Below are 25086 nucleotides of genomic sequence, written 5' to 3'. Positions count from 1 at the left end.
CATCACTCTTCAGCGTCATCGCGCTGATCGGCGCCATAGCCATAGCCATAGCCATAGCCATAGCCATAATAATCTGCGCCCAGCACTCTTTGCGCCTTGTTGAGGACGAATCCGACAATTTGGTTGGGATCCAGCAACGCTAGCGCTTCCTGAACCTGGGACTGATGGGTGCGCGACGCCTCCACCACCATGACAATCTGGCCAGCCAACGTCGCCAGTACGCTCGCCTCCGTCGTCACCAGTAACGGCGGCGAGTCGAAAATAATAATCCGGTCGGAGTAGCGGTTGCTCATTTCTACCGCCAGCTTGCGCATGTTCTCGCTGGCCAGCAGCTCTGTGGATAAGTGGTGAGTGCTGCCAGCGGGCAGCACGGTCAGCGAGGGCACATTGGTGTCGACCAGCACATCCGCCAGTTCCAACTGCGCGTCAATCAGCAGATCCACCAATCCCCGGTCGGTTTCGAACCCCAGAGTTTTAGCTAACGAAGGTTTAATAACGTCCGCGTCGACCAGCAATACGGTACGATCGCGTTCAGCGGCGATGCTCAGGGCCAGATTGCAGGCCGTGAAGGTTTTACCTTCGCCCGGCCGGGAGCTGGTCACCATGATCAGGTTGGCGTGCTTGGCAAGAGTAGCGCCCTTGCCCGCCGCATTCATCAGCAGCGGTCGTTTAATGTGCCGGTATTCTTCCTTGATCTGGCTGCGCCGGGCGTCGGGCACCAGCATCCCCATGGTGCGCAAACGATCAAAATCCAGCACGGTTGAACGCTGGGTGCGTTTCGGAGGATTGACCCGTGAGGGTTCGGGTTTCGCGATTACGGCGGCCCGTTCGATGATGTGGTCCACTGATCGTGGCGCTGGAGAGTCGCCTGGCGGAACGGATGCCAATTCCTCCCTGGGCGGCGGCGACCGGCCTAGCATCGCCCTTTCAATGATATTCATTAATCTATATTCCCGGATGGATCATACAGGCAGTTTGAAGCCCATGGTTTCGACAACCAGCAATCCGCCATAGAGCGCTAGCAGACTGCTGCCCAGGGCCAGGTAAGCAAGCAGCATCCAGCGCTGGCGACGAGCAGCGGCCGGGGAAAGCACCGCCCTGACACTGCCAAAGACTGGAATCTGCGTGGCGTGTAACAGGCTGCGCCGACTGTCGAAGGTTGGCCAAAGCTGCGCCAGCAGAAATGCAATTCCACCCCCTACTCCCAGTCCACCGACCAATACTCCAGAAATTAACAGCGGCCGATTAGGCCCGGTCGGGTCGAGCGGCACACGGGGCGGATCGATGATGCGGAAGCGAATATCCTGGTTGGTTTGTTCAGCTTCCTGGGAGAGCCGGGCGGATTCCCGTCGGGCGACCAGCTCGTCGTATTTCTTGCGATTGATGTCATAATCACGGTTCAGGGCAGCCAGCGCTGCCTCAACCCGCGGGATCGTATTGACCTGATCCTGCAATTCCTTATAACGCTTTTCATATTCCGCCAGGCGCGCCTGGAGGGAGGCGACATTCGCCTCTTCCTGAGCGAGTGCGACCTTGAGTTGCTGATAAACCGGATTGGCGTCGATCCCTGCCGGGCCAAAGCCCAATCCGGCGCCGCTGCTGGCGGCGCTGGCGGCGGCGTTGGCGGCCATGCTGGCCCGGTATTGCTCCAGTTCCTGTTCGCGCTGCTGGCGCAGATCGGCAATGGTTTGCTTGAGAATGCCGACATCGGGATGCCGTTCGGTGTATTTGAGCAGCAGCTCGTCAAGCTTTTGCTCAAGGATCTGAATTCGGCCATCAATGGGTAAGGCAGGGTCGCCAGCCGGGCCGGCGGGACCAGCGATTCCCGGTTGGGGACCAATGCCAAAGGTCGGCTCCTCGCCGCCAATCTGCATCAGCAGCGAATTACGTCGACTCTCCGCCTGGTTCAATTCCAATTTCACATTGTCCAAATCAGTGCCGGCCTGCTGCAGGCGCGTGTAGTACGTCTCTCCTTCGGAGGGCATCATCCCGACGTTTTTGATTCTGAACTCCTTCAGGCGGTTTTCCGCCTCGGTCAAGCGGCCTTCATACTCGGCGATCTGTTTCTCCAGGAAACGCTGGGCGGTATCGGTATCCTGGCGGGTTTCGCCCAGCAGATTTTCCACAAACACAGTGACGACCGCCTGCACCACTTTTTTAGCCACTTGCGGATCGCGATCCGTAAAGGTGATGGTGTACAGATTTTCCCGTCCCGCGCTGGCCAGTCCAATGTGCTTTTGCAGGCTGTTGAGCAGATCCTCCAGCGCGTCGGTATCCTGGGCGCGAATGTCCAGATCCGCGTTGCGGGCAATCTTCTCCAGGTTGGGACGGCTTAACAGCGTGCGCGTCATCAATCCAATTTGAGCATCCGGATTGACGGTCACCGCCAATCCCTGCAGAAGTGGGCGCAAGACCGACTGAGTATCCACAAACACCCGGGCGGAAGCCTGATATTGATCCGGCATTCGGTAAACCACCGCCCAGCCGATGAGACAAATAATCCATGCGCAAACCATCGCGTACCAACGGTTGCGCCAGATGCCGCGTAAATAATCCAGTAATTGTCCAATGATTTCTTGCATGGCTGCACCTTCGGTTTTTGCAGGATTCGCCGCGTTTAGAACCAGGATTCAGGAATGATCAGAATATCGCCCGGTAGCATGTCGACATTGGCGTTGATGTCGCCATCATTGAGCAGATCATCGACCCGCGCTACGTATTCCTTTTGCTCGCCGTCAACAATCCGCACCACTTTCGCGTTATTGCCATCGGCAAATTCGGTTAATCCACCGACTGCGATCATGACGTCCAGCAAAGTCATTTTGCGCTTGTAGGCAATGGCCTGTGGTTTTGCGGCTTGGCCTACTACGCGAATTTGTTCGCTATAAGGTCCGATGCCGCCAGCCACAATCACCGTGACAATGGGCTGGCGGATATAGGTTTCCAGCGCTTTTTCCAGATCACGGGCCAGTTGCGTGGGCGTCTTGCCGCTGGCCTGTAGATCCTCAACCAGTGGCGTGGAAATCTTGCCGTCCGGTCGGACGGTGACCGACTGGGATACTTCAGGATTGCGCCAGACAAAAATCTGAACCTGATCGCCAGGACCAATCAAATAGTTATACTGATCGGGCGAGGTGGTTTGAGAGCCATAGTTAGTTGAAGCGGGCAACTGTTCGCCGCCCTGAAAAGAAGCGCATGCTCCCAGCAAGCCTGCTGCGATCAACATGAGTCCAGTTGATGCCCTGTGCCTTGATTTCATCGCGCGCCGCATCCTCTACAGCCTTATGCTCGTCAATATTGATCTTGAATTGCTGAGTTTCGATGACACTGTATATGAGTCCAGTCGACTATCGATAAACCATAATCGCCCATGATTATAGAGAGTCATCATGCATAATTCATCGGCTTTCATCAAAATTCGCCGGCTGACTCGCAGCTATGCTGAAGGGGAGCAACAGCGCGTCATCCTCGCCGATCTCGACCTGGATATTGAGCGCGGCGCGTTTATCGTCCTGTTGGGCCAATCCGGTTCCGGCAAGTCGACCTTGCTCAATTTGCTGGGCGGCATCGATTTGCCGGACGCCGGGCGGATTGAAATTAACGGCCAGGTTCTGACAGATTTACATGAACGCGACCGCACCCGCTTTCGTCGTCGTCATATTGGTTTTGTCTTCCAGTTTTTTAATTTGATTCCTACGCTCACCGCCGAGGAAAATTTGCTGCTGCCGCTGGAACTCAATGGACTTGCCACAGCGGAACAACGTGATCGAGCGCTGGAATTGCTGGACAATATCGGTTTGGGTGATCGCCGGCGCAGTTTTCCCGAGCGGTTGTCGGGCGGGGAGCAGCAACGGCTGGCGATTGCTCGGGCATTGGCTCACGGACCCTTGCTGTTACTGGCTGACGAACCGACCGGCAATCTCGATATGGAAACCGGTGAGCAGATTCTGGAACTGCTGTTGAAACTGCATCGGCAGGCGGGAACTACGATTGTCATGGTGACCCACAGTCGTGAGGTCGCCGCCCGGGCGGATCGGATGCTGTTATTGGAGTCTGGCCATATTCGAGAGATGATCCGGTGACTCCACTCTTCTGGAAGGCGTTGCTGCGGCATCCGTGGCGCCATCCCTGGCAATTGGGCCTAGCCATTCTGGGCATTGCTCTGGGTGTCGCTGTCGTGGTGGCGGTAGATCTAGCCAATGCCAGCGCCCGCCGGAGTTTCGACCTGGCGATGGAGCGGATCAGCGGCGCTGCAACCCATCGCATCGTCGGCGGCGCCGAAGGCGTGCCGGAAGCGTTATATGTGCAACTGCGAGTTGAGCAGGGTCTGCGTCCTGCCGCGCCCGTGGTTACGGGCTATTTGCCCAATGCGGATCGACCGGGGCAACTCTTGCAGATTCTTGGCGTCGATCCCTTCGCCGAAGGGCCGTTTCGCCAGGCCGCCGCTGATCTGACCGGTAGCGACTTCAACCTGCGCGCCCTGCTGCTGGATTCACAGGCTGCGCTGTTGCCGGAGTTGCTCGGTGGGCGGGTGACCTTGAAGCGCGAGGAGCAACGATTCCCATTGCAAAGTGTTGGGACGTTGCTCGGACCCGAGTTGGACGGGTTGATCATTGCCGACCTGGCGACGGCGCAACATTTGCTCGGTCTGCCAGGACGCTTGAGTCACATCGATCTCATCTTGCCCGACGGTTCCGCTGGGGAACGACAGGCCGCTGCATTGCAATCCCAATTACCTCCCGGCCTGCGAGTGGAGCGGGCCGGTGAACGCAATCAGGCGATGGCGGATTTAAGCGCCTCATTCTCGCTCAACCTGACGGCGATGAGCCTGCTGGCTTTGGTGGTAGGCATGTTCCTGATCTATAACGCCATCACTTTTTCGGTCGTGCAACGCCGCACACTGTTGGGCAGGTTGCGAGCGTTGGGCGTCAGTCGCCGGGAACTGTTTGTTGGCGTATTAGGCGAGGCGCTGTTACTCGGTCTGGCAGGTACGTTGCTGGGAGGATTGCTGGGTCTCTGGCTGGGTTCCGGGCTGGTGCATCTGGTCACGCGCACCATCAATGATCTGTACTACGTCCTCAGCGTCCGCGAGTTTTTCATTGATCCCGGCTCACTGGCCAAGGGCGCGGTTCTGGGCGTGTTGGCGACGCTGGCGGCGGCCTGGCTGCCAGCGCGCGAGGCAGCGGATGCTCCACCCGGTGCTGTTTTAAGTCGCGCTTATCTGGAAAAGCGCTGGCATGCGTCCATGCCGCGTTTCCTGTGGGCAGGAGTGGCGTTGTTGGCAGCTGGGGGACTGGTATTGCTGTTTTTCCGATCGCTGGTGACCGGTTTCGCCGGTTTGTTCCTGCTGATTATTGGCTGTGCGTTGCTGACTCCGCCGCTGGTGGTCGGGCTGGTGCGATTGAACCAGCTATTGACCGCCCGGTTGGGGTTGCTGGCGCGCATGGCCAACCGGGATGTCGCCCGTCATCTCAGCCGCACCGGCATTGCGGTAGCCGCGCTGATGGTAGCCTTCTCCGCGACGGTGGGCGTGGGGGTCATGGTGGACAGTTTCCGGGGTGGGGTGACCATCTGGATCAACGACTTGCTCAATGCCGATTTGTATATTGCTCCCCCCAGCATCGAGGAGAGCGGCAGCCGTTCGGAAGCGCTGGCGCCCGAGGCGCTGGCGGTATTGCGCAATACGCCGGGCGTAGCGGCGATTTCCACCTATCGGAGAATCCGGATTGATCTCGATGACCGCCCGGTGATCCTGATCGCTGCGGATCTCGCGCCAGCTTCTCAGGCCGGTTATCGACTGATCAACGGTGATTCCGATTCGGCATGGCGGGCGTTCCAGACGGGCGAAGCGGTGCTGATTTCGGAACCACTAGCCTATCGCCGCCAACTCGGGGTTGGCGATACGGTGACATTGCCGACCGACCAGGGTCCCCGTACGTTCCCGATTGCCGGGGTGTTCCTGGACTATGGTTCGGAACACGGGCGGATTCTGCTGCATCAGTCCGGCTATGTACGTTATTGGCGCGATCCGGCAGTGAGTTCAACCGCAGTGTTCGCCGCGCCGGGTCAAGATCTGAAAGTGCTACGCGAGCGCTTGCAGGAACGGCTGGGGCCGATTCAGCCGCTGCTGTTCCGCTCCAACCGTGATATTCAGGCGCGTACTCTGGAAATATTCGACCGCACGTTCACGATAACCAATGTATTAAGATTGTTGGCGATTCTGGTTGCTGTCGTCGGGGTATTAAGCGCCCTGCTGGCCCTGCAACTGGAACGGGCGCGGGAATTCGCGGTATTACGCGCAACCGGCATGACCGCGGGCGAAATCGGCGGACTGGTGTCGTTGCAAACGGGTTTCATGGGAGCGGCGGCGGGATTATTGGCAATTCCGACCGGACTGCTGTTGGCGGCAGTGCTGATTTTTGTCATCAACCGCCGGGCGTTTGGCTGGAGTTTGCCGTTCGAGGTCAATCCGTGGTTGTTGCTGGAAACCGTGGCGCTGGCGATCTTCGCGGCGCTGCTTGCTGGACTCTATCCGATCTGGCGCATGGCCTGCGCCCGACCGGCGGAAGCGCTGCGGATGGAGTGAAGATTTGCTATGAATAAACGATATGGAGGGTACGGTCTGCTCATCGTTGGGCTTGGAGTAGCCCTGATCGGTTACTTCACTCGCCCCCACCTCAAACCGATTGAGAGCGTGACCGTCAGCAGCGTGCTGAGCGGCGACGATAGCGCCGGCTATCAGCGCGCTGACCAGCCCCGTCCCTTTCGTTTCCCGGAGGATCATGGGCCGCATCCGGAGTTTCGCAACGAGTGGTGGTATGTGACGGGCAATTTGGCGGACGCCGCTGGCCGACCCTTCGGCTATCAATTGACCCTGTTTCGCATCGCCTTGAGTCCCAATCCGCCGGCAGCCGATTCAGCCTGGCGAACGAATCAGGTTTACATGGGCCATTTCGCACTGACCGATGTTGCCAGTGAAAAACACTCCAGCTTTGAGCGGTTCAGCCGGGGTGCGCTGGGTTTGGCCGGGGCGCGAGCGACGCCGTTTCGGGTCTGGCTGGAGGATTGGGAATTGGCCGGGACTGCAGCTGACGCTTTCCCCATGCGGTTGCGGGCGCGGGAAGGCGGCATCACGCTCGATTTGACCCTCGAAATCGGTAAGCCGGTGGTTTTACAAGGCGATCGGGGGTGGAGCCAGAAAAGCGCTGAACCTGGTAATGCGTCGTATTACTACTCCCATACCCGATTGCCTACGATGGGCGCAATTGACCTGAATGGGCAAATCTTCAAGGTTCAGGGTTCAAGCTGGCTGGATCGGGAGTGGAGCACCAGCGCCCTGGGGTCAGAGCAAAGTGGCTGGGACTGGTTCGCGCTGCAACTCGACGATGGACGCGACCTCATGTTCTACCGCTTGCGTCTGAAAAACGGTGGCATGGACACGTTCAGCAAGGGCGTGCTGGTTGACCAGAAGGGTCAGGCGCGCCTCCTGCGGTGGGGTGCAGTGGATGTGCAACCTTTGGGTGAATGGATCAGCCCGCAGACTGGGGACCGGTATCCGGCGGGTTGGCGGTTGCGGTTGCCTGACGAAAAGCTGGATTTGACGGTGACGCCGAAAGCAGCGGATCAGGAAATGCGGCTGACTGTGCGTTATTGGGAAGGGGCGGTGGCGGTGGCCGGTCGCGCCGGAGAGCGTCCTATCCAGGGACAGGGTTATCTAGAGATGACGCGGTATGAACGATAGGTTGACTTTGCAATCGGCTTTACCCGAGGTTCCGTTACTAATCGAATCCTGCTCTTACGCCCCGCTGCCGCCTAACCTCGAACAGAAAAATTCCCGCGGCCACCGATACATTCAGACTTTCGACGCCGCCTTCGACCATGGGAATGCGCGCTAGCTGGTCGCAAACTTCCCGGGTCAGTCGGCGCAGACCTTTCTCCTCCGCGCCCAGCACAATCGCTGTTGACGGCGTGAAATCCACCTCATACAAACTCGCGCCCGCCGCGCCCGCCGCGCCGATGACCCAGATGCCCTGTTCCTTGAATCCGCGCAGAGTGCGAGCCAGATTGATGACTGGTATGAACGGTGCGATTTCCGCTCCCCCGCAGGCGACTTTCCGCACCGTCGCGTTCAAACCAGCGGCCCGGTCAGCCGGCGCGATGACGGCGTGAACACCCGCCGCCGCTGCGCTGCGCAGGCATGCGCCAAGATTGTGCGGGTCCTGCACCCCGTCCAGGACGAGCAGCAGGAGCGGCCCTTCGACCGCCGCCAGTAGCGCTGGCAGATCATCCTCCCCGTATTTCTGTTGCCGGGCAGCCAGGCGGGCCACCACGCCCTGATGATGTGCGCTGCCGCTCAAGCGATCCAGTTCCGTCCGGTCAACCCGGTGAACGGTGAGACCCAGCCGGGTTGCAGTATCTAGCACCGCCTCAATCCGCCGATCCCGGCGCTGGCGCTCAATCCACAGTTCACGCGCCTGTTCCGGCTCATAGTCCAGCGCCGCCGCGACGGCATGCAGGCCATAAATCAGTTCTTCAACCAAGAGATTTACTCCTTCCGCCGCCGCAACGGATAGCGATTGCGGTGCATTGATTCGCCACGCTGGCTTTCCACCGGCTCAAAGTCGATCTTGCGTTCATCCAGATCCACGCGCGCTACCTGAACCCGCAAGACATCGCCCAGCCGGTAGATCCGTCCGGAACGCTCGCCCTGCAAACGATGGCCGATGGGATCGAAGCGATAGAAGTCATTGCGCAGCGCCGTCACATGCACTAGACCTTCCACATACACGCCGCGCAATTCCACGAACAAGCCAAATCCTGTCACTCCCGTAATAATGCCATCGAAGACCTGTCCGACCTTGTCCAGCATATATTCGCATTTCAACCATTCCATGGCATCGCGCACCGCCTCATCCGCCCGCCGCTCGGTCATCGAACAATGCTCGCCCAGCCCCACCAGATCGGCGTGGGTAAAGGAAAAATCTACGGCTTTACCGCCTTGGAGAACATGACGAATGGCGCGATGCACCTGCAAATCAGGATAGCGGCGAATCGGCGAGGTGAAATGCGCGTAAGTCTCCAGCGCCAGGCCGAAATGGCCAAGATTGCCGGGGCTGTAAACCGCCTGGGCCAGCGAACGCAGCATTACGGTTTGAATCAGATGTGCATCCGGCCGCTCGTGGACCTGTTCCAGCAACCGGGTGTAGTCGCGCGGCGCAGGTTTATCGCCGCCGCCCAGCCCTAATCCCAGTTCGCCCAGAAAAGCGCGCAGCTTGTTCAACCGGTCCTCGGTCGGTCCCTCGTGAATCCGGTACAACCCCGGCATTTTATGGCGCTGGAGAAACCGGGCGGCGGCGACGTTAGCAGCGATCATGCATTCCTCGATCAGCCGGTGCGCATCGTTGCGCTCGGTGGGCAAAATGCGTTCGATCTTGCGGTCCGCGCCGTACTCAATTTCCGTTTCCTGGGTATCGAAATCCATCGCGCCCCGCTGTTCCCGCGAGATGCGCAACACTTGATACAACTCCAGCAAGCGATCCAGGTGTGGAACTTGTTCAGCATACTCGGCGCGGAGCTGAGGACTGCGTTCGGCAACGATGGCGGCGACTGTGTCATAGGTCAGACGCGCCTGAGAACGCATCACCCCCTCAGCGAAGCGGGAACGGATAATGCGGCCCTCGGCGTTAATCGTCATTTCGCAGACCATGCACAACCGGTCAACACGCGGGTTCAGCGAACACAGGCCGTTGGACAGCGTTTCCGGCAGCATCGGAATCGCCCGGTCTGGGAAATACACGGAATTTCCGCGCTTGCGGGCTTCCCGATCCAGCGCCGTTCCGGGCTGCACGTACCACGACACATCGGCGATGGCGACCAGCAACCGCCAATTGTTCCCGCGCCGCTCGCAATACACCGCATCGTCAAAATCGCGGGCGGTGACGCCGTCAATCGTGACCAGCGGCGTGTTGCGCAAATCCCAGCGTCCCTGACTAGCGGACTCCGGGACTGTTTCACCGTACTGACGGGCTTCCTCGATCACCGCCTCCGGCCACTCCACCGGGATGCCGTGGCTGGCGATGGCGATGCGAATCTCCATACCTGGGGCCATGTGATCGCCCAGCACCTCTTTGATGCGTCCGAGGGGTCGATTCTGGGCGCTCGGTTGCTCAATCAGTTCGGCAATCACAATCTGGCCGGCCTGGGCTGCGCCACGTCCCTCTGCGGGTACGATGATGTCCTGGTTGATTCGTTTATTGTCCGGGATGACGAAATAGACGCCGCGTTCCTCGCAGAACCGCCCGACCACCGTTTCAGTGTTGCGCTCCAGCACTTCAACGACTGCGCCCTCGCGGCGTCCCCGGTAATCGACGCCGATCACGCGCGCCACCGCCCGGTCGCCGTGCAGCAGCTTGCGCATTTGCCGGGGTGAGAAGAACAAGCTGTCCCCACCCTCGTCGGGAATGAGGAAGCCGTGGCCTTCGGGATGGCCGATGACGCGACCGGTGACCAGATTCATCCGGGTGACCGGGCCATAACCCTCGCGGCGGTTGCGGATGAGCTGTCCATCCCGCTCCATGGCGCGCAACCGACGAGACAATGCTGCGACTTCCCATTCATCCAGCCGCCACTCCTTGCAAAGTTCTTCCAAAGTCAGCGGCATACCGCGTTCTTCCAGAGTCTGGAGAATCAGTTCACGGCTGGGAATGGTTCGTCCATATTTTTCTTGTTCTCGGACGGCAAAGGGATCAATCTGTTGCCAGGAACTGCGTTTTTTATTTTTCATTTCAGATCATTATGGATAAATTACAAATTGGTGAAGGGGAACGGGTTGACAGTTGTGGGGTCTATCCGTATAGTCCGCTCCCGTCGTAATACAAGCGATGCTTTCAAGCCGAAGTGGCGGAATTGGTAGACGCGCTAGGTTCAGGTCTTAGTTGGGGAAACCCAGTGGAGGTTCAAGTCCTCTCTTCGGCACCAGATTAAAAAGCCCGGTTTAATGCCGGGCTTTTTTGCGTTCCCACCGTCGATAAATCCATGCTGCGCCAGCGTCCTGATTTCCGGTCAGCGTCAATGTCAATGGTCAGCGCTCAACCTGATGATTTGGGGAAAATGCGAGCCGTCGAAAGTGAACAGGGTCGTTGGGGAAATGGTGATGTCCGCTTAATCTTGCGTTTGCCGCCACGCTTGAGTGAACGCCGCTTTTTCCAGATTCGCCGAGCGAATCCCGAATTGCATCTGGAGCAAACAATGCCTATTCCATTGCTCCCAGCGCGACGGTGTTAAAACCACCATCCACATAAATGATCTCTCCAGTAATGCCGGAAGCCAGGTCCGAACACAGAAAAGCTGCGGTATTGCCGACCTCTTCAATAGTTACGCATTTACGCAACGGCGCGATGTGTTCAAAAGTATCCAGCATCTTGCGGAAGTTCTTGATGCCGGAGGCCGCCAGGGTGCGGATGGGTCCTGCGGAAATGGCGTTCACCCGGGTGCCTTCCGGCCCCAAGGTTTGGGCCAGATAGCGCACATTGGCGTCCAGACTGGCCTTGGCCAAACCCATAACGTTGTAGTTCGGCACCGCCCGCGCCCCGCCCAGATAAGTCATGGTGACCAGCGCCCCACGCCGACCTTTCATCAATGGTCGGGACGCTTTAGCCAGCGCCGCGAAACTGTAGGAACTAATGTCGTGGGCGATGCGGAAATTCTCCCGGCTGATCCCCTCCAGAAAATCGCCTTCCAGCGCCTCGCGCGGCGCGTAGGCAATGGAATGAACGATGATGTCTAATCCATCCCAATGTTGCTTGAGCGCTTCAAACAGGCCGTCGATGTCAGCATCCCGCTCCACCTCGCAGGGCAGAACGATGGAGCTGTCCAGCTCGGCGGCCATTTTTTCGACCCGGGGTTGCAACTTATCGTTCTGATAGGTCAAGGCGAGTTCGGCGCCCTCCCGATGCATGGCTTGGGCGATGCCCCAGGCGATGGAGCGGTTGCTGGCGACCCCCAGAATCAGGGCGCGTTTGCCGGCGAGAAAGCCCATAATGAACTCCTTTGATGTTTTGCTATCGTCTAAATGAGTTGAACAGGCAAACTGTAAAGGATAGACATGAATCGTGCAAAATTCTGTTTTCCCGGCGGGCTGGCCGTTGCCGTTAGTCTGCTGATCTTCGGCGGCTTGCCGCTGGCGACGGTGGCGTTCGCGGAACCGATGCACGGCATCGCGCTACATGGTCAGCCAAAATATGGGCCGGATTTCACGCATTTTGATTACGTTAATCCCGATGCGCCTAAAGGCGGCGAGGCGCGGTTCGCGGCGATCGGCAGTTTTGATACGTTCAACCCATTCAATATCAAGGGTGAATCCGTTGTCGAGATTGGTCAGTTATTTGAAAGCCTGATGACCAGCAGCGCCGACGAACCGTTCAGCGAATATGGACTGATCGCCGAAAGCGTGGAAGTTCCCGATGATCGCAGTTCGGCGACGTTCACCCTGCGCCCCCAGGCGAAATTTCATGACGGCAGTCCGATCACGGCGGATGACGTGCTGTTTTCCTTCGAGACGTTGAAGAGCAAGGGCCACCCCTCCTATCGTTTCTACTATGCCAATGTGACCGGCGTCGAGCGACTGGATGAGCGGCGCGTAAAATTCACTTTTGCCCCCGGCGAAAACCGGGAATTGCCGCTGATTGTCGGCCACATGCCGATCCTGTCCAAGAAATATTGGGAAAACAGGGACTTTAGCGCTACTACGTTGGATGTGCCGGTTGGCAGTGGTCCGTATAAAATCGAGCGCTTTGAACCGGGTCGGTTCATTGTTTATGCTCGCGATGAACACTACTGGGGTAAGGATCTGCCGGTGAACCGAGGTCAGTACAATATCGACCGCTTGCGCTATGACTACTACCGGGATGTCACGGTGGCGCTGGAAGCCTTCAAGGCTGGCGCTTACGACCTGCGCGTGGAGAACGTCGCGAAGCAATGGGCCACTGGTTACGACTTTCCAGCCTTGCGCGAGGGACGGGTCAAGAAAGAAACCTTCCCAAATCAATTGCCATCTGGGATGCAGGGATTTGTGTACAACCTGCGGCGACCGCTGTTTCAAAATTCCAAGGTTCGTGAGGCGCTGGCCTATGCCTTCGACTTTGAATGGAGCAATCGCAACCTGTTCTTTGACCAATACAAACGGACCCGGAGCTATTTCGATAATTCGGACCTAGCCGCGCGCGGATTGCCATCCCCAAAGGAATTGGCGCTGCTGGAACCGTTGCGCAAGGAACTGCCGCAGGAAGTATTTACAACCGAGTACCAGCCGCCGGTGGCCAAGGATGACGCGCAATTGCGCGCTAATCTGCGCAAGGCGCTGGAACTGTTGCAAGAGGCTGGCTGGACCTTCCGCGACCGCAAGCTGGTTAATGCAAAAACCGGTGAACCGTTCCGGTTCGAGTTGCTGATTGCCGAACCGACCTGGGAGCGGATTGGCCTGCCGTTCGCCCGCAATCTGGAGCGGCTAGGCATCGAGATGAGCCTGCGCACGGTGGATTCCGCGCAATATGAGAACCGGGTGCGCAGCTTTGACTTCGACATGATCGTGCATGTCTGGGGTCAATCCTTGTCTCCCGGTAACGAACAGCGGGAATTCTGGAGCAGCGCTTCCGCTGACCAGCCGGGCAGCCGCAATCTGGCCGGTCTCAAAAATCCCGCAGTGGATGCATTGGTCGAGCAGGTGATCGCCGCGCCGGATCGCGCCAGCCTGATGACTCGGGTGCGGGCCCTGGATCGGGCGCTGCAATGGAATTACCTGGTGATTCCGCACTGGCATATTCCCTACGCCCGACTCGCCTTTTGGGACAAGTTCGGCTACCCGGCTGTGACCCCTTTGCAGGGGGTGCAACTGAACGCCTGGTGGATTGATCCCGCCAAGGCGGCGTCAGGCCAACGCGATTCGGGATCGGAGAGAACCGATTAATCCACCTTTAACGCGCGGCCTAACCCTGAGCACGCTGAACATGCATGGCGACTTGGGAATTAGGCAATGCGGGTGGGGGGGTCGCCACCGGACGGATCAATTGCCCCAGCACCTGCTCGCGTGGGCCGAACATTTGCGCTTGTCCCTCGCGCAAGACCAGAATGTGATCCGTGGCGTTGAGGATACTGGTGCGATGCGTAATGACCACGATCGTGCGTCTTTGCTCCTTCAGCTCGTTGATAGCCCGGATGAGCGCCGACTCACCCTGGTCATCGAGGTTGGAATTTGGCTCATCCAATACGATGAGCACGGGTTCGCCATACAGCGCCCGGGCTAGACCGACGCGCTGGCGCTGGCCGCCCGAGAGGAAACCGCCCGCTTCGCCAACGGGGGTATCGTAGCCCTGCGGTAAGCGTTGGATCATTTCGTGAACTCCGGCCTGGCGCGCCGCCGCCACCACTTTGACCGGATCCACTTCGCCGAAGCGGGCGATATTCTCACTGATTGTGCCAGCAAACAACTCGATATCCTGCGGCAGGTAACCGATATAGGGACCCAGATTTTCGCGGTTCCAATGCTGGATATCGGCGCCATCCACCCGTACCTTGCCGCCGGCTACCGGCCAAACGCCTAGGATCACCCGCGCTAAGGTGGATTTGCCCGCGGCGCTAGGGCCGATGACCGCCAGCGCTTGGCCTGGGGCGATCGAGAAGGTGAGTCCACGCAATACAGCGACGTTTGTACCTGGTGGTGCGGCTACGACGTTTTCCAGGGTCAAGTATCCTTCGGGCGCTGGAATCGGCATGTAGCGTCGCCGCTCCGGCACAAGGCGCAGCAGTTCGTTAAGGCGGCTATAGGCGGCGCGATAGGAGAGAAACCCTTTCCAGTTACCGATGATATGGTCAATGGGACCCAGCGCCCGACCCATCAGAATTGAACCCGCAATCATCATACCGCCTGTCATAAGGTGTTCAACGGTCAGATAGGCGCCAATACCCAGAATGAGCGACTGCGACAGCATACGCAAGGTTTTGCTGGTGCTGCTGAGCAAACCCGCTCGATCGCTGGCCTGCGCCTGCAAACCCAGCACCTCGCGGTGCCGTTCCAGCCAGCGACGGCGAATGTCAGGCAACATGCCCATGGCTTCCAGAGCTTCGACATTGCGTAGATTGCTGGTCAGGTAATTATTGTTCGCAATTGCCTTGGCGTTGGCTTCATTGAGTGGTTTGCGGGTGGCGAATTCGTTGGCGATCGCCAGGCTGGATACCAGAATGGAGCTGCCGATGGCAAACCAGCCCAGGATTGGATGAAGGAGAAACATCACCGCCAGATAGATGGGCGTCCAGGGCAAATCGAAGAAGCCGAACAGACCACTGCCGGTCAGAAATTGCCGCAGATTGTTCAAGTCATTCAGCGCCTGACTGCTGACGCCGGGGCGTTGCAGGTTTTGGTCAAACATGGCCTGGAACAGTCGAGGATTCAACAGGCTGTCAAGGCGAGCGCCGGTTCGAACCAGAATGCGGGAGCGCACCAGTTCCAGCCCGCCTAGGACAATAAATGCGGCAATGGCGATCAGGGTGATCATCAATAATGTTGACTCGCTGCGGCTGGACAGCACCCGGTCGTACATTTGCAACATGTACAAGGTGGGAGTCAACATTAAAAGATTGATAAACAGACTGAAGAAAGCAGCAGAAAGGAAGGATTGCCGGCAAACGCGCAGGGCTTTTTGCAGATCGGAAGGCGGCAGTTTGGGTTTCATAGGCAAGAGATCCCTGGCGGTGCAGCGGAAAAGGGGTCATTAAGCACAAAATTCTCAAAAGCGAATTGTAACAGTAGGCGCGTGGATTCCATAGCAGGCGAAAGTTCCTGTTTTTAAGCTGACAGCAGGTTAAATCCAATGGCTCAAGGTTGGCAAATACCCTACCCCGGTTGCCCGGAAGCTGCTGCCTGGCACTACTTGCAATACCAGGGCCTGATTCCACCAGTCATAATTATTGCTGACGTGCGCATGACCGCTGTGCAGCGCAAAGGTCACACTGTAATTACCCACGCCCAGATTGAACTCGGGAAATTCGAACTCCAAACAGCAGCGATCACCTCCTTTCAATCCACGCCGGCTGGAACCCAGATACCAGGTATTGGTGCCAAACACGTCATTGCCCAACTGATCCCGGATTAGAAAACCGACCGTCAATTCCTCCAGATCCTGATGGATAACGCAATCAATCCGGAAACGCACCGCCTCGCCGATTTGCACAGCCCGCACACTCTGACCATCCAATATCATATCTACCCTTTCAATCACGGCGGCCTGATTGCCGGAGCGGATGGTGTTTTTCCGGGTTTCCGATTCGACCTGGCGAATATGCTGATCGACCTCCTGCTTAGCAATGATCGCGTTGTAATAATCCAGCACTACATCTGGCGAGCCATCGCGGACCATGATTCCCTGGTCGAGCAGGATAGCGCGGTTGCACAAAGTTTTTATCGCTCCTGGGCTGTGCGAGACAAACAGCAGGGTAGTGTCCTGATCGCGGAATTGACGAATCCGTTCAAAGCTTTTGTGTTGAAAGTAAAGATCGCCTACGGACAGGGCTTCATCGACGATCAAAATATCAGGGCGGATGGTGGTCGCTACGCTGAACGCCAAGCGCACCTGCATGCCGCTGGAGTAGGTTCGCACCGGCTGGTCGATATAGTCGCCGATTTCCGCAAAATCCTCGATCGCTGGCATCTGTGCGGTGATTTCTGCGACAGAGAGTCCAAGCAGTTGCCCGGCCATCAGTACATTCTGCCGTCCAGTGAAGTCCGGGTGAAAGCCCATCCCCAGTTCTAGCAGTGCGGCTATCTGGCCTCTCACCTCAACCGAACCTTGGCTCGGCTGGGTCGTGCCCGTGATGATCTTTAACAGAGTGCTCTTGCCCGCGCCGTTAGCGCCAATGATTCCTACCGATTCGCCAGGCGCCACCTCGAAGCTCACGCCGCGTAACACCCAGTGGGCTTCGTGTCGCGGGCGACCGTGCGGGTCCGACCATTCCAGCAACCGCGACCAGCGGTTCGGGTAGCGCTTATAGGCCTTGCCGATGTTATTGATAACCAGTTTTCCCATCACAGTTCATCCACAATTTCGCCGACTCGGTTTAAAAACAGCCGGCCCGCCAGGAGCAGCAGGGTTAACGCCAGCGCCGCGACGCCGAACAATCCTGTCCACTCTGGCAGCGCGTGATTCAGGAAAATGCGCTGATAGGCTGCAGTCAGCGGATAGAGCGGGTTCAACCACAGCAGCGCTCGCACCGCTTCCGGCAGGATGCTGGCGCTATACACAATCGGCGTCAACCAGAAGCCGAATTGCAGGACCACGCCGACGAATTGGCCGACATCGCGAAAAAACACATTCAGCGTTGCCGTCAGCAACCCCAGGCCGAGGCTGAAAATCAGTTGAATCAGAAAAACCGGTAGAAACGCCAACACTGTCCAACCTGGAAAGTGGTCAACGAGTAGTAGAAACACCAGATACAGAGTGAATACAATGCCGAAGTCGATTAGCACCGACAGAGCCACGATGACGGGCAAGCAAGAACGGGGAAAGCTGGATTTCTTGATCAGGTTGCCATACTGGAGAAAAACATTCTGCATCCGGCTAACCAGATCGGCAAAGGCCATCCACGGCAATAAACCCGCGCACAGGTACACGCTGTAGGCGAAGGTCTGGTCTTCCTGACCCGCCAGTCGGGGGTGCATGATCCCGGCGAAAATCACCGTGTAGATCACAATCAGCGTCAGCGGATTCAGCACCGCCCACAACCCACCCAACAGGGAATGGGTATAACGCTGTTGGAATTCCCGGCGCACATTGGCCAGGATGAAACCCCGATACGCCCACAGGGAGCGGAACATCACGCTTTGAATCATTAGCTTCCTTATCATTTCGGGGCAAGTGTGTCATTATAACCAATGTAGTATGATTTTTCATAAAGGAACCCCGCGTGACTCCGAGCATTAGCATCCTGATCCCGGTTTTTAATGAAGAAAATACCCTTGGCGAACTGGCTGAGCAAATCAAAACCGTGTTGGGCGATTTGGATAAAGGCTTTGAAATCCTCTTTGTGGATGATGGCAGCACCGATCATTCCTGGTCTATTATCCATGAGCTGAGTCAGGGAGACGCGCACATCCGAGGGTTGCGGTTGCGCCGCAATTTTGGCAAGGCGACCGCGTTGGCGTTGGCTAGCCATCGCGCGATGGGCGAAATCATTATCACTATGGACGCCGATCTTCAGGATGATCCCCGAGAAATTCCGAAATTTTTGCAGAAACTCGATGAAGGCGATGACCTGGTTTCAGGGTGGAAGGAAAATCGCCGGGACCCGGTTTCCAAGACCTTGCCTTCCCGATTTTTCAACAAGATCACCCGGATGCTGACCGGCATTCGCCTTCGGGACTTCAATTGCGGATTCAAGGCGGCCCGCGCCGAGGTTTACCAGAACATTTCCCTCTACGGCGAGTTGCATCGCTATATTCCGGTGCTGGCGCACAACCAAGGCTACAAGATTGGCGAAGTTGCTGTCTTGCATCATCCGCGCAAAGCTGGCCAGTCCAAATACGGGTTCGAGCGGTATGCCCGTGGGTTTCTCGATTTGCTCACCGTGTTGTTGATCACTCGTTACGGTCGGCGGCCCGGCCATTTATTTGGCGGTATTGGCATCATTCTGGGCCTGGCCGGATCGCTGATCCTGTTTTATCTCACCGGACTCTGGTTGGTGGGCGATGCGCCAATCGGTAACCGGCCCCTGCTATTTCTGGGCATTCTTTTGGTCATTCTGTCCGTGCAGTTGCTGTCACTAGGGTTACTGGCGGAATTAATCCTCAATCGTACTGAAGACCGACGCTTGACCTCGTTAATCGCTGAAGAACGCGGCTTCGAGACTGACGCGCCCTTGCCGCCGTTATGTTGAATGGGCAAAAGGTCCCTGCTTCCCTGAAGGATAAAAGTTGGGGTAGGCGAGAATGGTTGCTGGGCGTCGCTGCTGGCGTTTCGCTGCTCTCGCTCTTCATCGCCGTCTCGATCAGCGAAGTCGGAAAACTCAAAGGCGCGCTTTGGCCGGCGGCGCCAGCATTCCTGCTGTGGACGGCTCTGGCGCTAATCCTGTCTTATATATTGCGCGCCTGGCGCCTGGCGGTGGTCATGGATGCTCGCCTGTCACCAGGAATCGCTCAGGTTGCTTTGTTGCATAATCTGTTGAACGCCCTGTTACCCATCAAACTCGGCGAGTTATCCCTGCCCTTGCTGATCCGACGTTATCAGGGTGATGGTCTGGCTAAGGGGCTGGGAGTTCTGATCGTAATTCGGGCGCTGGATGTTCTTGGGTTACTGAGTTGGGCTTCGATCCTTCTGCTGGTTCAAGGTCATCCCGGAACGAATTTTGCGCGATGGCTGGGCTTCGCTGGTCTGATGGTCACGGTTGGAGTATTGACCATTTTGGTTGGAGTGGGTCATTACTTTCGCCAGCGACCAGCGGTTGATGCGACACTGGCGCGCTGGCCCAAAATCCAGCAAATCTGGCGGGACCTCGGCGCGGGTCTAGCGGGTTTATCTAGTGCAAAACTCGGGCGGGCCTTGCTGCTCAGCCTGTTGCTCTGGATACTGATTACCGCTGCGTTTCATACCGCAGCGCTGGCGTTTGGGGTGGCTGCGCCGTTCGTAACGACGACCCTGGCGACGGCGACGGCGACCGTGGCGTTTATGTTGCCAATTAACGGTCTGGCCAGTTTGGGGCCGCCACAACTGGCTTGGGCTGGCGTACTGGCGGCGCTAGGCGAGGGCTGGGAAAGTGGTTTAGTGGCGGCGACGGCGACGCAACTGATTGCTTTGGTGGTCATGGGATTGTTGGTTACAGGCTTGGCGACGCTCATGAGTTGGAGTGCACGAAAAGTGAGAGGAACTGGGTGGTCATGGATTTGAAGTCCAGCTATGTGCATCTGATGCGTGATCTTCGACAAATCGCACAACGCGTTGGAGTTTTTGAGGCGCTGGAGCAGCGGTGTGAACGTCGATTAGGGTTGTGGTTGCGGTTACTGTTAGCGACTTATGATATTTGTCTGCAACAGGCATTGAGCCGATTGAATACACCGAGGCTGATTGTCTTTGATAATGCGGAACGATGGCGTTATCGCGCAGCATTGCAACAACTGACCTTACCGACGATTCCTACCTGGGGTTTGACGCCCTGTCTGCCTTACCCAGAATCCACTTTACTGATTTTTAGCGATCACGCGATCTTGCAACAGGTCGTTGGGCATCCAGCATGAATCCGTGGTTTGTCGGGATACAACAGCCATTTCGTGAGTCGTTTGCCGCGGATATTGCCAAGGTAGCGGGTGGGTTACTGATTTTGACAGCGGCGATGCACACAATCGCGGCAGCGAATTTTCTCGTCCTGTTTCTGGATGGAGCCTATTACCTGTTTGGGGTGATTAACCGAAGCGACTTCGTCTCGATCGAGCCGACCAGCCAAACTGTGCAGTTGCTTCAACAGACACCAGTGATTCTAGCCCTGCGTTTTGGGGTGCATGACCTTGAAGCGCTGATGATTATCGCGGGACTGAGCAACTTGCTACTGCCCTTGCTCCTGACATCATCCTGTTACTGGATTTTGCCAAATCAGTACAAGGCGTTTTTTATTTTTCCCCTATTACACTACCTGTTTGGCGCCTTGGCATCCTGGTTTCCGACGGTGACTGACGCGCCGCCCGCCGCCGCTTATTTCTGGATGCTGTTTTATCTGATTCTATTCCGATCGACAACAGCTTGGTCGGTAACATTGTGCGCCGTGATCGCGCTACCAGCGTTGTATCTACATGAGGCACTGTCCTTTCTGGCGCCATTTCTGATCATCGCGGCGTTATGGCGATTTAAAAATGCCACTAGCCGATTTCTGAGAGTCCTTTTTCTGCTGCTCTCCGGTTGGTTCGTGTTCATCGGCTATACCCAGTTTATAGCGATCCTTTATCCCCGAGATATCGGTAACCGATCAGGATTTTTATCACAGTTGCTGGAATGGAAATGGCTTTACTGGGACGGAATCAATGCTGCCGTCGTGTTGTCACTGTTAGCAGCCATTCTTTTATTATGGGTCTTTGTTGATAATTTACGCGATGCTGGACGAGGGATGCTCCCGAAAACGCGGTTCGTTCGCTGGGTTGCTCCATTTCTGTTAGGCGGGGTAATGCTGGCTTTATTGATCCTGCTGCTATTCGACGTCCGCTGGTATGGGCTGAATACCCAGTTTGCCGCCCGCGCCCAAGCAACCTTGGTGACTGTTCCGCTTGCAACATTGGTCTTAGTCTCTATTTTCAAACCCTCAATCCAATACGCTTGGCAGGATCGGCTGTATCTGGTGTTGATTGTCGTGCTGACCCTAGGCATTTTGGGCAGCCACAGCATTGGTTTGTCCCGCTGGACCGATTATGTCCGGGATTTCCGGTCACTGCTCCAGAATCAGGCGGGGTTCATTCCGTTTGATCAAGCCGTTGCCGCCTTGCCACTTGGCCGTCGCGAAGAGTTCCAAAAGATATCTTCGGTTTGGACTAATCCTGTTATCAGTTATCTTTTATCTCCCCAGCGACGAGTTGCCACTATCATCGGCAACAATCCGCAGACCATTCGCTGGCAACCCTTTGAACCTTGCGATCCGATTCAATTACCTAAGGGTGGTTTTGAAACAACACCTTATCTGGAGGCCATTGCGGCGCAAGGGTGTGCAGGAGGGGCACCTTATGGAGTCAGACTTTATGGTCATGCACAATTCAATCAACCTGTAAATTCCAGCTTTATTTCGGAGATCACCGGCTTATATAATTACGAATCCTGGGGTTGCTGGAGCGACTCTGACCAAGTAGTTTTTCATTTTAAACAGCCATTGCCCAAGCAATTTACGTTGATTATAGGTATCCATGCGTTCGGTCCAAATGTTGGCGCACCGATTGTGGTGACAGCGGGTGTTGCCCAGGCGATTTTTACCGCCCAAGCGCGACCCCAGACCTACAAGCTAGCGTTTACTCTGCCTGTACCTACCGATACGCTCGTTTTCAAGGTTCCCGAACCGGTTCGTCCGAGGGATCTCGGTATCGGCGACGATGAACGCCGCCTTGGATTGGGTTTTGGTGCCTTGCAAATTTATCAAGACCGTTAACAATGCTTGGCAAATTGACTGGCTCACTGGAATACCTTCCCTATATTGATGGTCTTCGCGCTTTAGCCGTCCTCTCGGTGATTGCCTATCATTTGAACCATGAATGGTTGCCTGGAGGTTTCTCTGGAGTTGATGTTTTTTTTGCGATCTCGGGCTTTGTCGTCAGCGCTTCGATGGACCGACAGGGAAATCTAAACCTGATCCGCTTTGCAATCCGTTTTTACTCCCGAAGAATTCGGCGTATTGTACCTGCGCTGATGATTTGTCTATTATTTTCCAGCCTCTTATCGACTTTGTTTGTTCCAAGCAGTTGGCTTAGTGATACCAATGATAAAACGGGTCTGTATGCGTTTTTCGGCCTGAGTAATTTGATATTATTTCAGACAAACGATGACTATTTTTCACCGAGAACCGATTTTAATCCTTATACTCACACATGGTCACTAGGTGTTGAAGAGCAGTTTTATCTGGTTTTTCCACTACTATTTTTCTTATGGGTTGTCGGCAAGGAAAACCAAAGAAAGTATGCATCTACACTGGTATTCTTCATTCTAACTGCTCTATCGCTTGTTTTGGCATGGTGGTTTGCCAAAAGAGATGCAACATTCGCTTATTACATGATTTTCACCCGGTTCTGGGAATTGGCTTCTGGTGTGATTCTCTATCAGATTTCCTCACAATTTCCTGGTGTCTTATCTTCCTTTGGCCGACCGTGGATGAAAACGGGCGTTGCTGCTTCTCTGGGACTGATATTACTTGGATTTATCTTTGCCCATACTGATCACTTTCCTTTCCCTTGGGCGCTTTTTCCTGTTTTAGGTACAGCCGGTCTGCTGTTTTTTTTACGCTACCATGATAACAGTCTTATTTTGAATGGCCTGAGTAATCAATGGGTCACTTTCATTGGCCGGATTTCTTATTCATTGTATCTTTGGCACTGGCCAATCATTGTTTTGTTTCGTTGGACGATAGGGATTGACTCCATGGATGATTATATCATTGTCCTGTTGCTTACCTTTCTTCTAGCGACGGGTTCTTACTACTTCATCGAACGACCATTTCGTTACTCGCCGATATTCCGAACTCTGCCAGAGACAGGCATAGTATTGACTGGTCTTGCGGTAGTCGCTGTTAGTTATTTTGCGGGTCACGCCATTTTCCAAAATAAGTGGGAATGGTCTTTGAGTGTTACTAAAGATAGAGCGTTATGGTATCCGGCATCATCCAAATGGGAATCTAGTAAAACTAATTGCCCTTTGAGCATTAGTAATATAATGGTTCAAGACAGTGTTTTTCAGCAATTATCACCAAAATGTAATCGCAAAATAAAAATCCGTCTATTTGCAGTAGGCGATTCGCATACGGGTGCCTATTATTCAATGCTAAAACGATTGAGCATGGAAATGGGCATTGAGGTGCTTATTTACACTGAGGGAGGATGTTCGTATATCGGTTTTTTCAATAGCCATAGTGCGAATTCTGCCTATTGCCAACAATTTTATGAAGCAGTTTCTGATGATATTAAAATTCGTGCACAGCCCGGAGATATTCTCTTCTTGTCATCGTTACGATTAGTCCGTTTGGGAGATCAATGGGCCTTGCTTCCACAAGGTATTATCAGGGCACACATGTCGGATAAGCATTCGGATGAAGAGCGTGCTTCGGCAGTGCAGGAAGCCATTGATTTATTGAAACCACTTGAAGACAAGGGAATTAAAGTTATTTTTGAAGCTCCGAAACCCCTTTTCCGCGCACCTGCATTTCGATGTTCGGACTGGTTTAATAAAAATAATCCGATTTGTCTTCCTGGGCTGGAAATGCAGAGAAGCGATCTGCTGGAATACCGTAAGCCCGTAATGGAATCTTTTGAGAAGATTGCCCAACAAGCGCCAGGAATCCATATTTGGGATCCATTCCCAGTCCTTTGTCCTGGTGAGACCTGCAAGACATCAATCGATGGGAAACCGCTTTTTTTTGATGGCGATCATATCAGTGGGTATGGAAATATGTTTCTTTACGATGATTTCAAAAAATTTATCATCAGCCTGCTCGAAAATTCCACTGCGCTGATGGTCCCGCCAGTGATTAATGCGAATTTGACCTTTGATCAGACTGACAGGAATAGCCGGTTAGTTGATCCTGTGGACATCAATGAGGAAGTCTCCAGGAAATGGATATGAAATCAGCTTATGTGCATTTGATGCATACTCTCCGTCGCCATGCCGAGTCGGGTGGCGTGTTGGCGGCACTGGAACGCCGAATGGAGCATCAACGCTGGGCATTGTGGCTGCGTTCGCTCTTGGCGATTTATGATGTTGAAGATTTGATCCGGCTGGGGCAACCCTGGTGGACGTTTGCGAGCGCTCGGCTGGTAGAGCGGTTTCTGGTGCTCCATCCTGGCGCTAAAGTATTTGAATACGGTGCCGGGGCCAGCACCTTATGGTTGGCGCAACGTGCGGCTCAGGTGCAGTTTGTCGAGCATGATCCGGACTGGATGCAGATTTTCCAGCCACATCTGGCTGGTTTTTCCCAAATCGAGGGTCAACTGATCACCCCACAACCTAGCGCGGCTCCACAGTGCTCCTCCGGGAGAAAAGGCTATGCGGAGCTGGATTTTCAGGAGTATGTCGCAGCGATTGCAGCAACGCCCGACCGCTATGAAGTGATCGTCATTGATGGCCGGGCGCGGGTCGCGTGCTTGCACCAGGCATTGAGCCAATTAAATACGCCGGGGCTGATCGTCTTTGATAATGCCGGACGGCGACGCTATCAGGCAGTGTTACGACAAATCATCCAACCAACTTTGCACACTTGGGGTCTGACGCCCTGCCTGCCCTATCCGGAATCGACGCTGCTGATTTTCAGTGATCACGCCACCCGGCAACAGGTAGCAGGAGAGTGAGCCGGAGGGATACAGACTCTACTTTT

19 protein-coding genes and 1 tRNA gene are annotated in these 25086 nt (G+C 55.7%); 11 read left to right on the top strand and 9 right to left on the bottom strand.

The window, feature by feature from the left end; translation table 11 throughout:
• Positions 1–2: 2 nt before the first annotated feature.
• Genes H6973_01670 through H6973_01660 form a run of 3 tightly spaced genes read right to left on the bottom strand, consistent with a single transcriptional unit; the run spans position 3 to position 3271 of the window.
• Positions 3–941, bottom strand: a complete 939-nt coding sequence (locus H6973_01670; protein ID MCP5124375.1) for a tyrosine-protein kinase family protein — start codon at positions 939–941, stop codon at positions 3–5.
• 21 nt (positions 942–962) lie between these two features.
• Positions 963–2582: a chain length-determining protein gene (locus H6973_01665; protein MCP5124374.1), complete on the bottom strand. Its 1620-nt coding sequence runs from the start codon at positions 2580–2582 to the stop codon at positions 963–965.
• 35 nt (positions 2583–2617) lie between these two features.
• The gene (locus H6973_01660; GenBank protein MCP5124373.1) at positions 2618–3271 is read right to left on the bottom strand and encodes a polysaccharide biosynthesis/export family protein; all 654 of its coding nucleotides are present in this window, start codon (positions 3269–3271) and stop codon (positions 2618–2620) included.
• A gap of 118 nt (positions 3272–3389) precedes the next feature.
• Between H6973_01660 and H6973_01655 the strand changes: the two genes are divergently transcribed.
• From H6973_01655 to H6973_01645, 3 genes are read left to right on the top strand one after another with little or no spacing between them, the layout of a single operon-like run.
• Positions 3390–4082, top strand: a complete 693-nt coding sequence (locus tag H6973_01655; protein MCP5124372.1) for an ABC transporter ATP-binding protein — start codon at positions 3390–3392, stop codon at positions 4080–4082.
• The gene (locus tag H6973_01650; GenBank protein ID MCP5124371.1) at positions 4079–6586 is read left to right on the top strand and encodes an ABC transporter permease; all 2508 of its coding nucleotides are present in this window, start codon (positions 4079–4081) and stop codon (positions 6584–6586) included. Before H6973_01655 ends, H6973_01650 begins: the two co-directional genes overlap by 4 nt.
• Positions 6587–6595: 9 nt before the next feature.
• On the top strand, positions 6596–7741 hold the full coding sequence (locus H6973_01645) for a carotenoid 1,2-hydratase (GenBank protein MCP5124370.1): 1146 nt from the start codon (positions 6596–6598) through the stop codon (positions 7739–7741).
• A gap of 37 nt (positions 7742–7778) precedes the next feature.
• Here H6973_01645 and rlmB read toward each other — a convergent pair whose 3' ends face one another.
• The gene (gene rlmB, locus H6973_01640; protein ID MCP5124369.1) at positions 7779–8540 is read right to left on the bottom strand and encodes a 23S rRNA (guanosine(2251)-2'-O)-methyltransferase RlmB; all 762 of its coding nucleotides are present in this window, start codon (positions 8538–8540) and stop codon (positions 7779–7781) included.
• A 5-nt stretch (positions 8541–8545) separates the two neighbouring features.
• Positions 8546–10783 carry a ribonuclease R gene (gene rnr / locus H6973_01635; GenBank protein ID MCP5124368.1) on the bottom strand — a complete coding sequence of 746 codons (2238 nt, stop codon included), beginning with the start codon at positions 10781–10783 and terminating at the stop codon, positions 8546–8548.
• Between the two features lie 107 nt (positions 10784–10890).
• Between rnr and H6973_01630 the strand changes: the two genes are divergently transcribed.
• Positions 10891–10977 (top strand) — tRNA-Leu (locus H6973_01630).
• A gap of 274 nt (positions 10978–11251) precedes the next feature.
• On the opposite strand, the gene H6973_01625 is transcribed toward H6973_01630, so the two are convergent.
• Positions 11252–12037 carry an enoyl-ACP reductase gene (locus tag H6973_01625; protein MCP5124367.1) on the bottom strand — a complete coding sequence of 262 codons (786 nt, stop codon included), beginning with the start codon at positions 12035–12037 and terminating at the stop codon, positions 11252–11254.
• 66 nt (positions 12038–12103) lie between these two features.
• Here H6973_01625 and H6973_01620 point away from each other — a divergent pair, with 66 nt between their 5' ends.
• Positions 12104–13963 (top strand): ABC transporter substrate-binding protein, encoded by a 1860-nt coding sequence (locus H6973_01620; GenBank protein ID MCP5124366.1) that lies wholly within the window; start codon positions 12104–12106, stop codon positions 13961–13963.
• Between the two features lie 19 nt (positions 13964–13982).
• Here H6973_01620 and H6973_01615 read toward each other — a convergent pair whose 3' ends face one another.
• From H6973_01615 to H6973_01605, 3 genes are all read right to left on the bottom strand, one after another.
• Positions 13983–15725 carry a type I secretion system permease/ATPase gene (locus tag H6973_01615; protein MCP5124365.1) on the bottom strand — a complete coding sequence of 581 codons (1743 nt, stop codon included), beginning with the start codon at positions 15723–15725 and terminating at the stop codon, positions 13983–13985.
• Positions 15726–15854: 129 nt separating this feature from the next.
• The gene (locus H6973_01610; protein MCP5124364.1) at positions 15855–17075 is read right to left on the bottom strand and encodes an ABC transporter ATP-binding protein; all 1221 of its coding nucleotides are present in this window, start codon (positions 17073–17075) and stop codon (positions 15855–15857) included.
• The gene (locus H6973_01605; protein MCP5124363.1) at positions 17075–17878 is read right to left on the bottom strand and encodes an ABC transporter permease; all 804 of its coding nucleotides are present in this window, start codon (positions 17876–17878) and stop codon (positions 17075–17077) included. Before H6973_01605 ends, H6973_01610 begins: the two co-directional genes overlap by 1 nt.
• A gap of 74 nt (positions 17879–17952) precedes the next feature.
• Between H6973_01605 and H6973_01600 the strand changes: the two genes are divergently transcribed.
• The 6 genes from H6973_01600 to H6973_01575 are packed head-to-tail and all read left to right on the top strand — an operon-like array spanning position 17953 to position 25060.
• Positions 17953–18921 carry a glycosyltransferase family 2 protein gene (locus H6973_01600; protein MCP5124362.1) on the top strand — a complete coding sequence of 323 codons (969 nt, stop codon included), beginning with the start codon at positions 17953–17955 and terminating at the stop codon, positions 18919–18921.
• A 56-nt stretch (positions 18922–18977) separates the two neighbouring features.
• Complete coding sequence (locus tag H6973_01595; protein ID MCP5124361.1) at positions 18978–19928, top strand: flippase-like domain-containing protein; 951 nt, start codon at positions 18978–18980, stop codon at positions 19926–19928.
• The gene (locus tag H6973_01590) at positions 19919–20275 is read left to right on the top strand and encodes a hypothetical protein (GenBank protein MCP5124360.1); all 357 of its coding nucleotides are present in this window, start codon (positions 19919–19921) and stop codon (positions 20273–20275) included. The genes H6973_01595 and H6973_01590 overlap by 10 nt, the downstream gene beginning before the upstream one ends.
• Positions 20272–22158, top strand: coding sequence for a hypothetical protein (locus H6973_01585; GenBank protein ID MCP5124359.1), 1887 nt, complete (start codon positions 20272–20274; stop codon positions 22156–22158). Before H6973_01590 ends, H6973_01585 begins: the two co-directional genes overlap by 4 nt.
• A 2-nt stretch (positions 22159–22160) precedes the next feature.
• On the top strand, positions 22161–24338 hold the full coding sequence (locus H6973_01580; protein MCP5124358.1) for an acyltransferase: 2178 nt from the start codon (positions 22161–22163) through the stop codon (positions 24336–24338).
• A complete protein-coding gene (locus tag H6973_01575) occupies positions 24335–25060 on the top strand; it encodes a class I SAM-dependent methyltransferase (GenBank protein MCP5124357.1) in 726 nt (241 codons plus the stop codon). Before H6973_01580 ends, H6973_01575 begins: the two co-directional genes overlap by 4 nt.
• The last annotated feature ends 26 nt before the right edge of the window (positions 25061–25086 follow it).

This window comes from Gammaproteobacteria bacterium, assembly GCA_024235095.1.
Taxonomy (GTDB): Bacteria; Pseudomonadota; Gammaproteobacteria; order Competibacterales; family Competibacteraceae; genus UBA2383.
The sequence above is the reverse complement of the archived record's forward strand: the minus strand, read 5'-3'. Positions and strand labels throughout refer to the sequence as shown.

Excerpts from the sequence above, each read along its gene's own strand:
- H6973_01670 (MCP5124375.1), bottom strand. The coding sequence starts at position 941 with ATGAATATCATTGAAAGGGCGATGCTAGGCCGGTCGCCGCCGCCCAGG.
- H6973_01665 (MCP5124374.1), bottom strand. The coding sequence starts at position 2,582 with ATGCAAGAAATCATTGGACAATTACTGGATTATTTACGCGGCATCTGG.
- H6973_01660 (MCP5124373.1), bottom strand. The coding sequence starts at position 3,271 with ATGCGGCGCGCGATGAAATCAAGGCACAGGGCATCAACTGGACTCATG.
- H6973_01655 (MCP5124372.1), top strand. The coding sequence starts at position 3,390 with ATGCATAATTCATCGGCTTTCATCAAAATTCGCCGGCTGACTCGCAGC.
- H6973_01645 (MCP5124370.1), top strand. The coding sequence starts at position 6,596 with ATGAATAAACGATATGGAGGGTACGGTCTGCTCATCGTTGGGCTTGGA.
- rnr (MCP5124368.1), bottom strand. The coding sequence starts at position 10,783 with ATGAAAAATAAAAAACGCAGTTCCTGGCAACAGATTGATCCCTTTGCC.
- H6973_01625 (MCP5124367.1), bottom strand. The coding sequence starts at position 12,037 with ATGGGCTTTCTCGCCGGCAAACGCGCCCTGATTCTGGGGGTCGCCAGC.
- H6973_01620 (MCP5124366.1), top strand. The coding sequence starts at position 12,104 with ATGAATCGTGCAAAATTCTGTTTTCCCGGCGGGCTGGCCGTTGCCGTT.
- H6973_01615 (MCP5124365.1), bottom strand. The coding sequence starts at position 15,725 with ATGAAACCCAAACTGCCGCCTTCCGATCTGCAAAAAGCCCTGCGCGTT.
- H6973_01610 (MCP5124364.1), bottom strand. The coding sequence starts at position 17,075 with ATGGGAAAACTGGTTATCAATAACATCGGCAAGGCCTATAAGCGCTAC.
- H6973_01605 (MCP5124363.1), bottom strand. The coding sequence starts at position 17,878 with ATGATTCAAAGCGTGATGTTCCGCTCCCTGTGGGCGTATCGGGGTTTC.
- H6973_01590 (MCP5124360.1), top strand. The coding sequence starts at position 19,919 with ATGGATTTGAAGTCCAGCTATGTGCATCTGATGCGTGATCTTCGACAA.
- H6973_01585 (MCP5124359.1), top strand. The coding sequence starts at position 20,272 with ATGAATCCGTGGTTTGTCGGGATACAACAGCCATTTCGTGAGTCGTTT.
- H6973_01580 (MCP5124358.1), top strand. The coding sequence starts at position 22,161 with ATGCTTGGCAAATTGACTGGCTCACTGGAATACCTTCCCTATATTGAT.
- H6973_01575 (MCP5124357.1), top strand. The coding sequence starts at position 24,335 with ATGAAATCAGCTTATGTGCATTTGATGCATACTCTCCGTCGCCATGCC.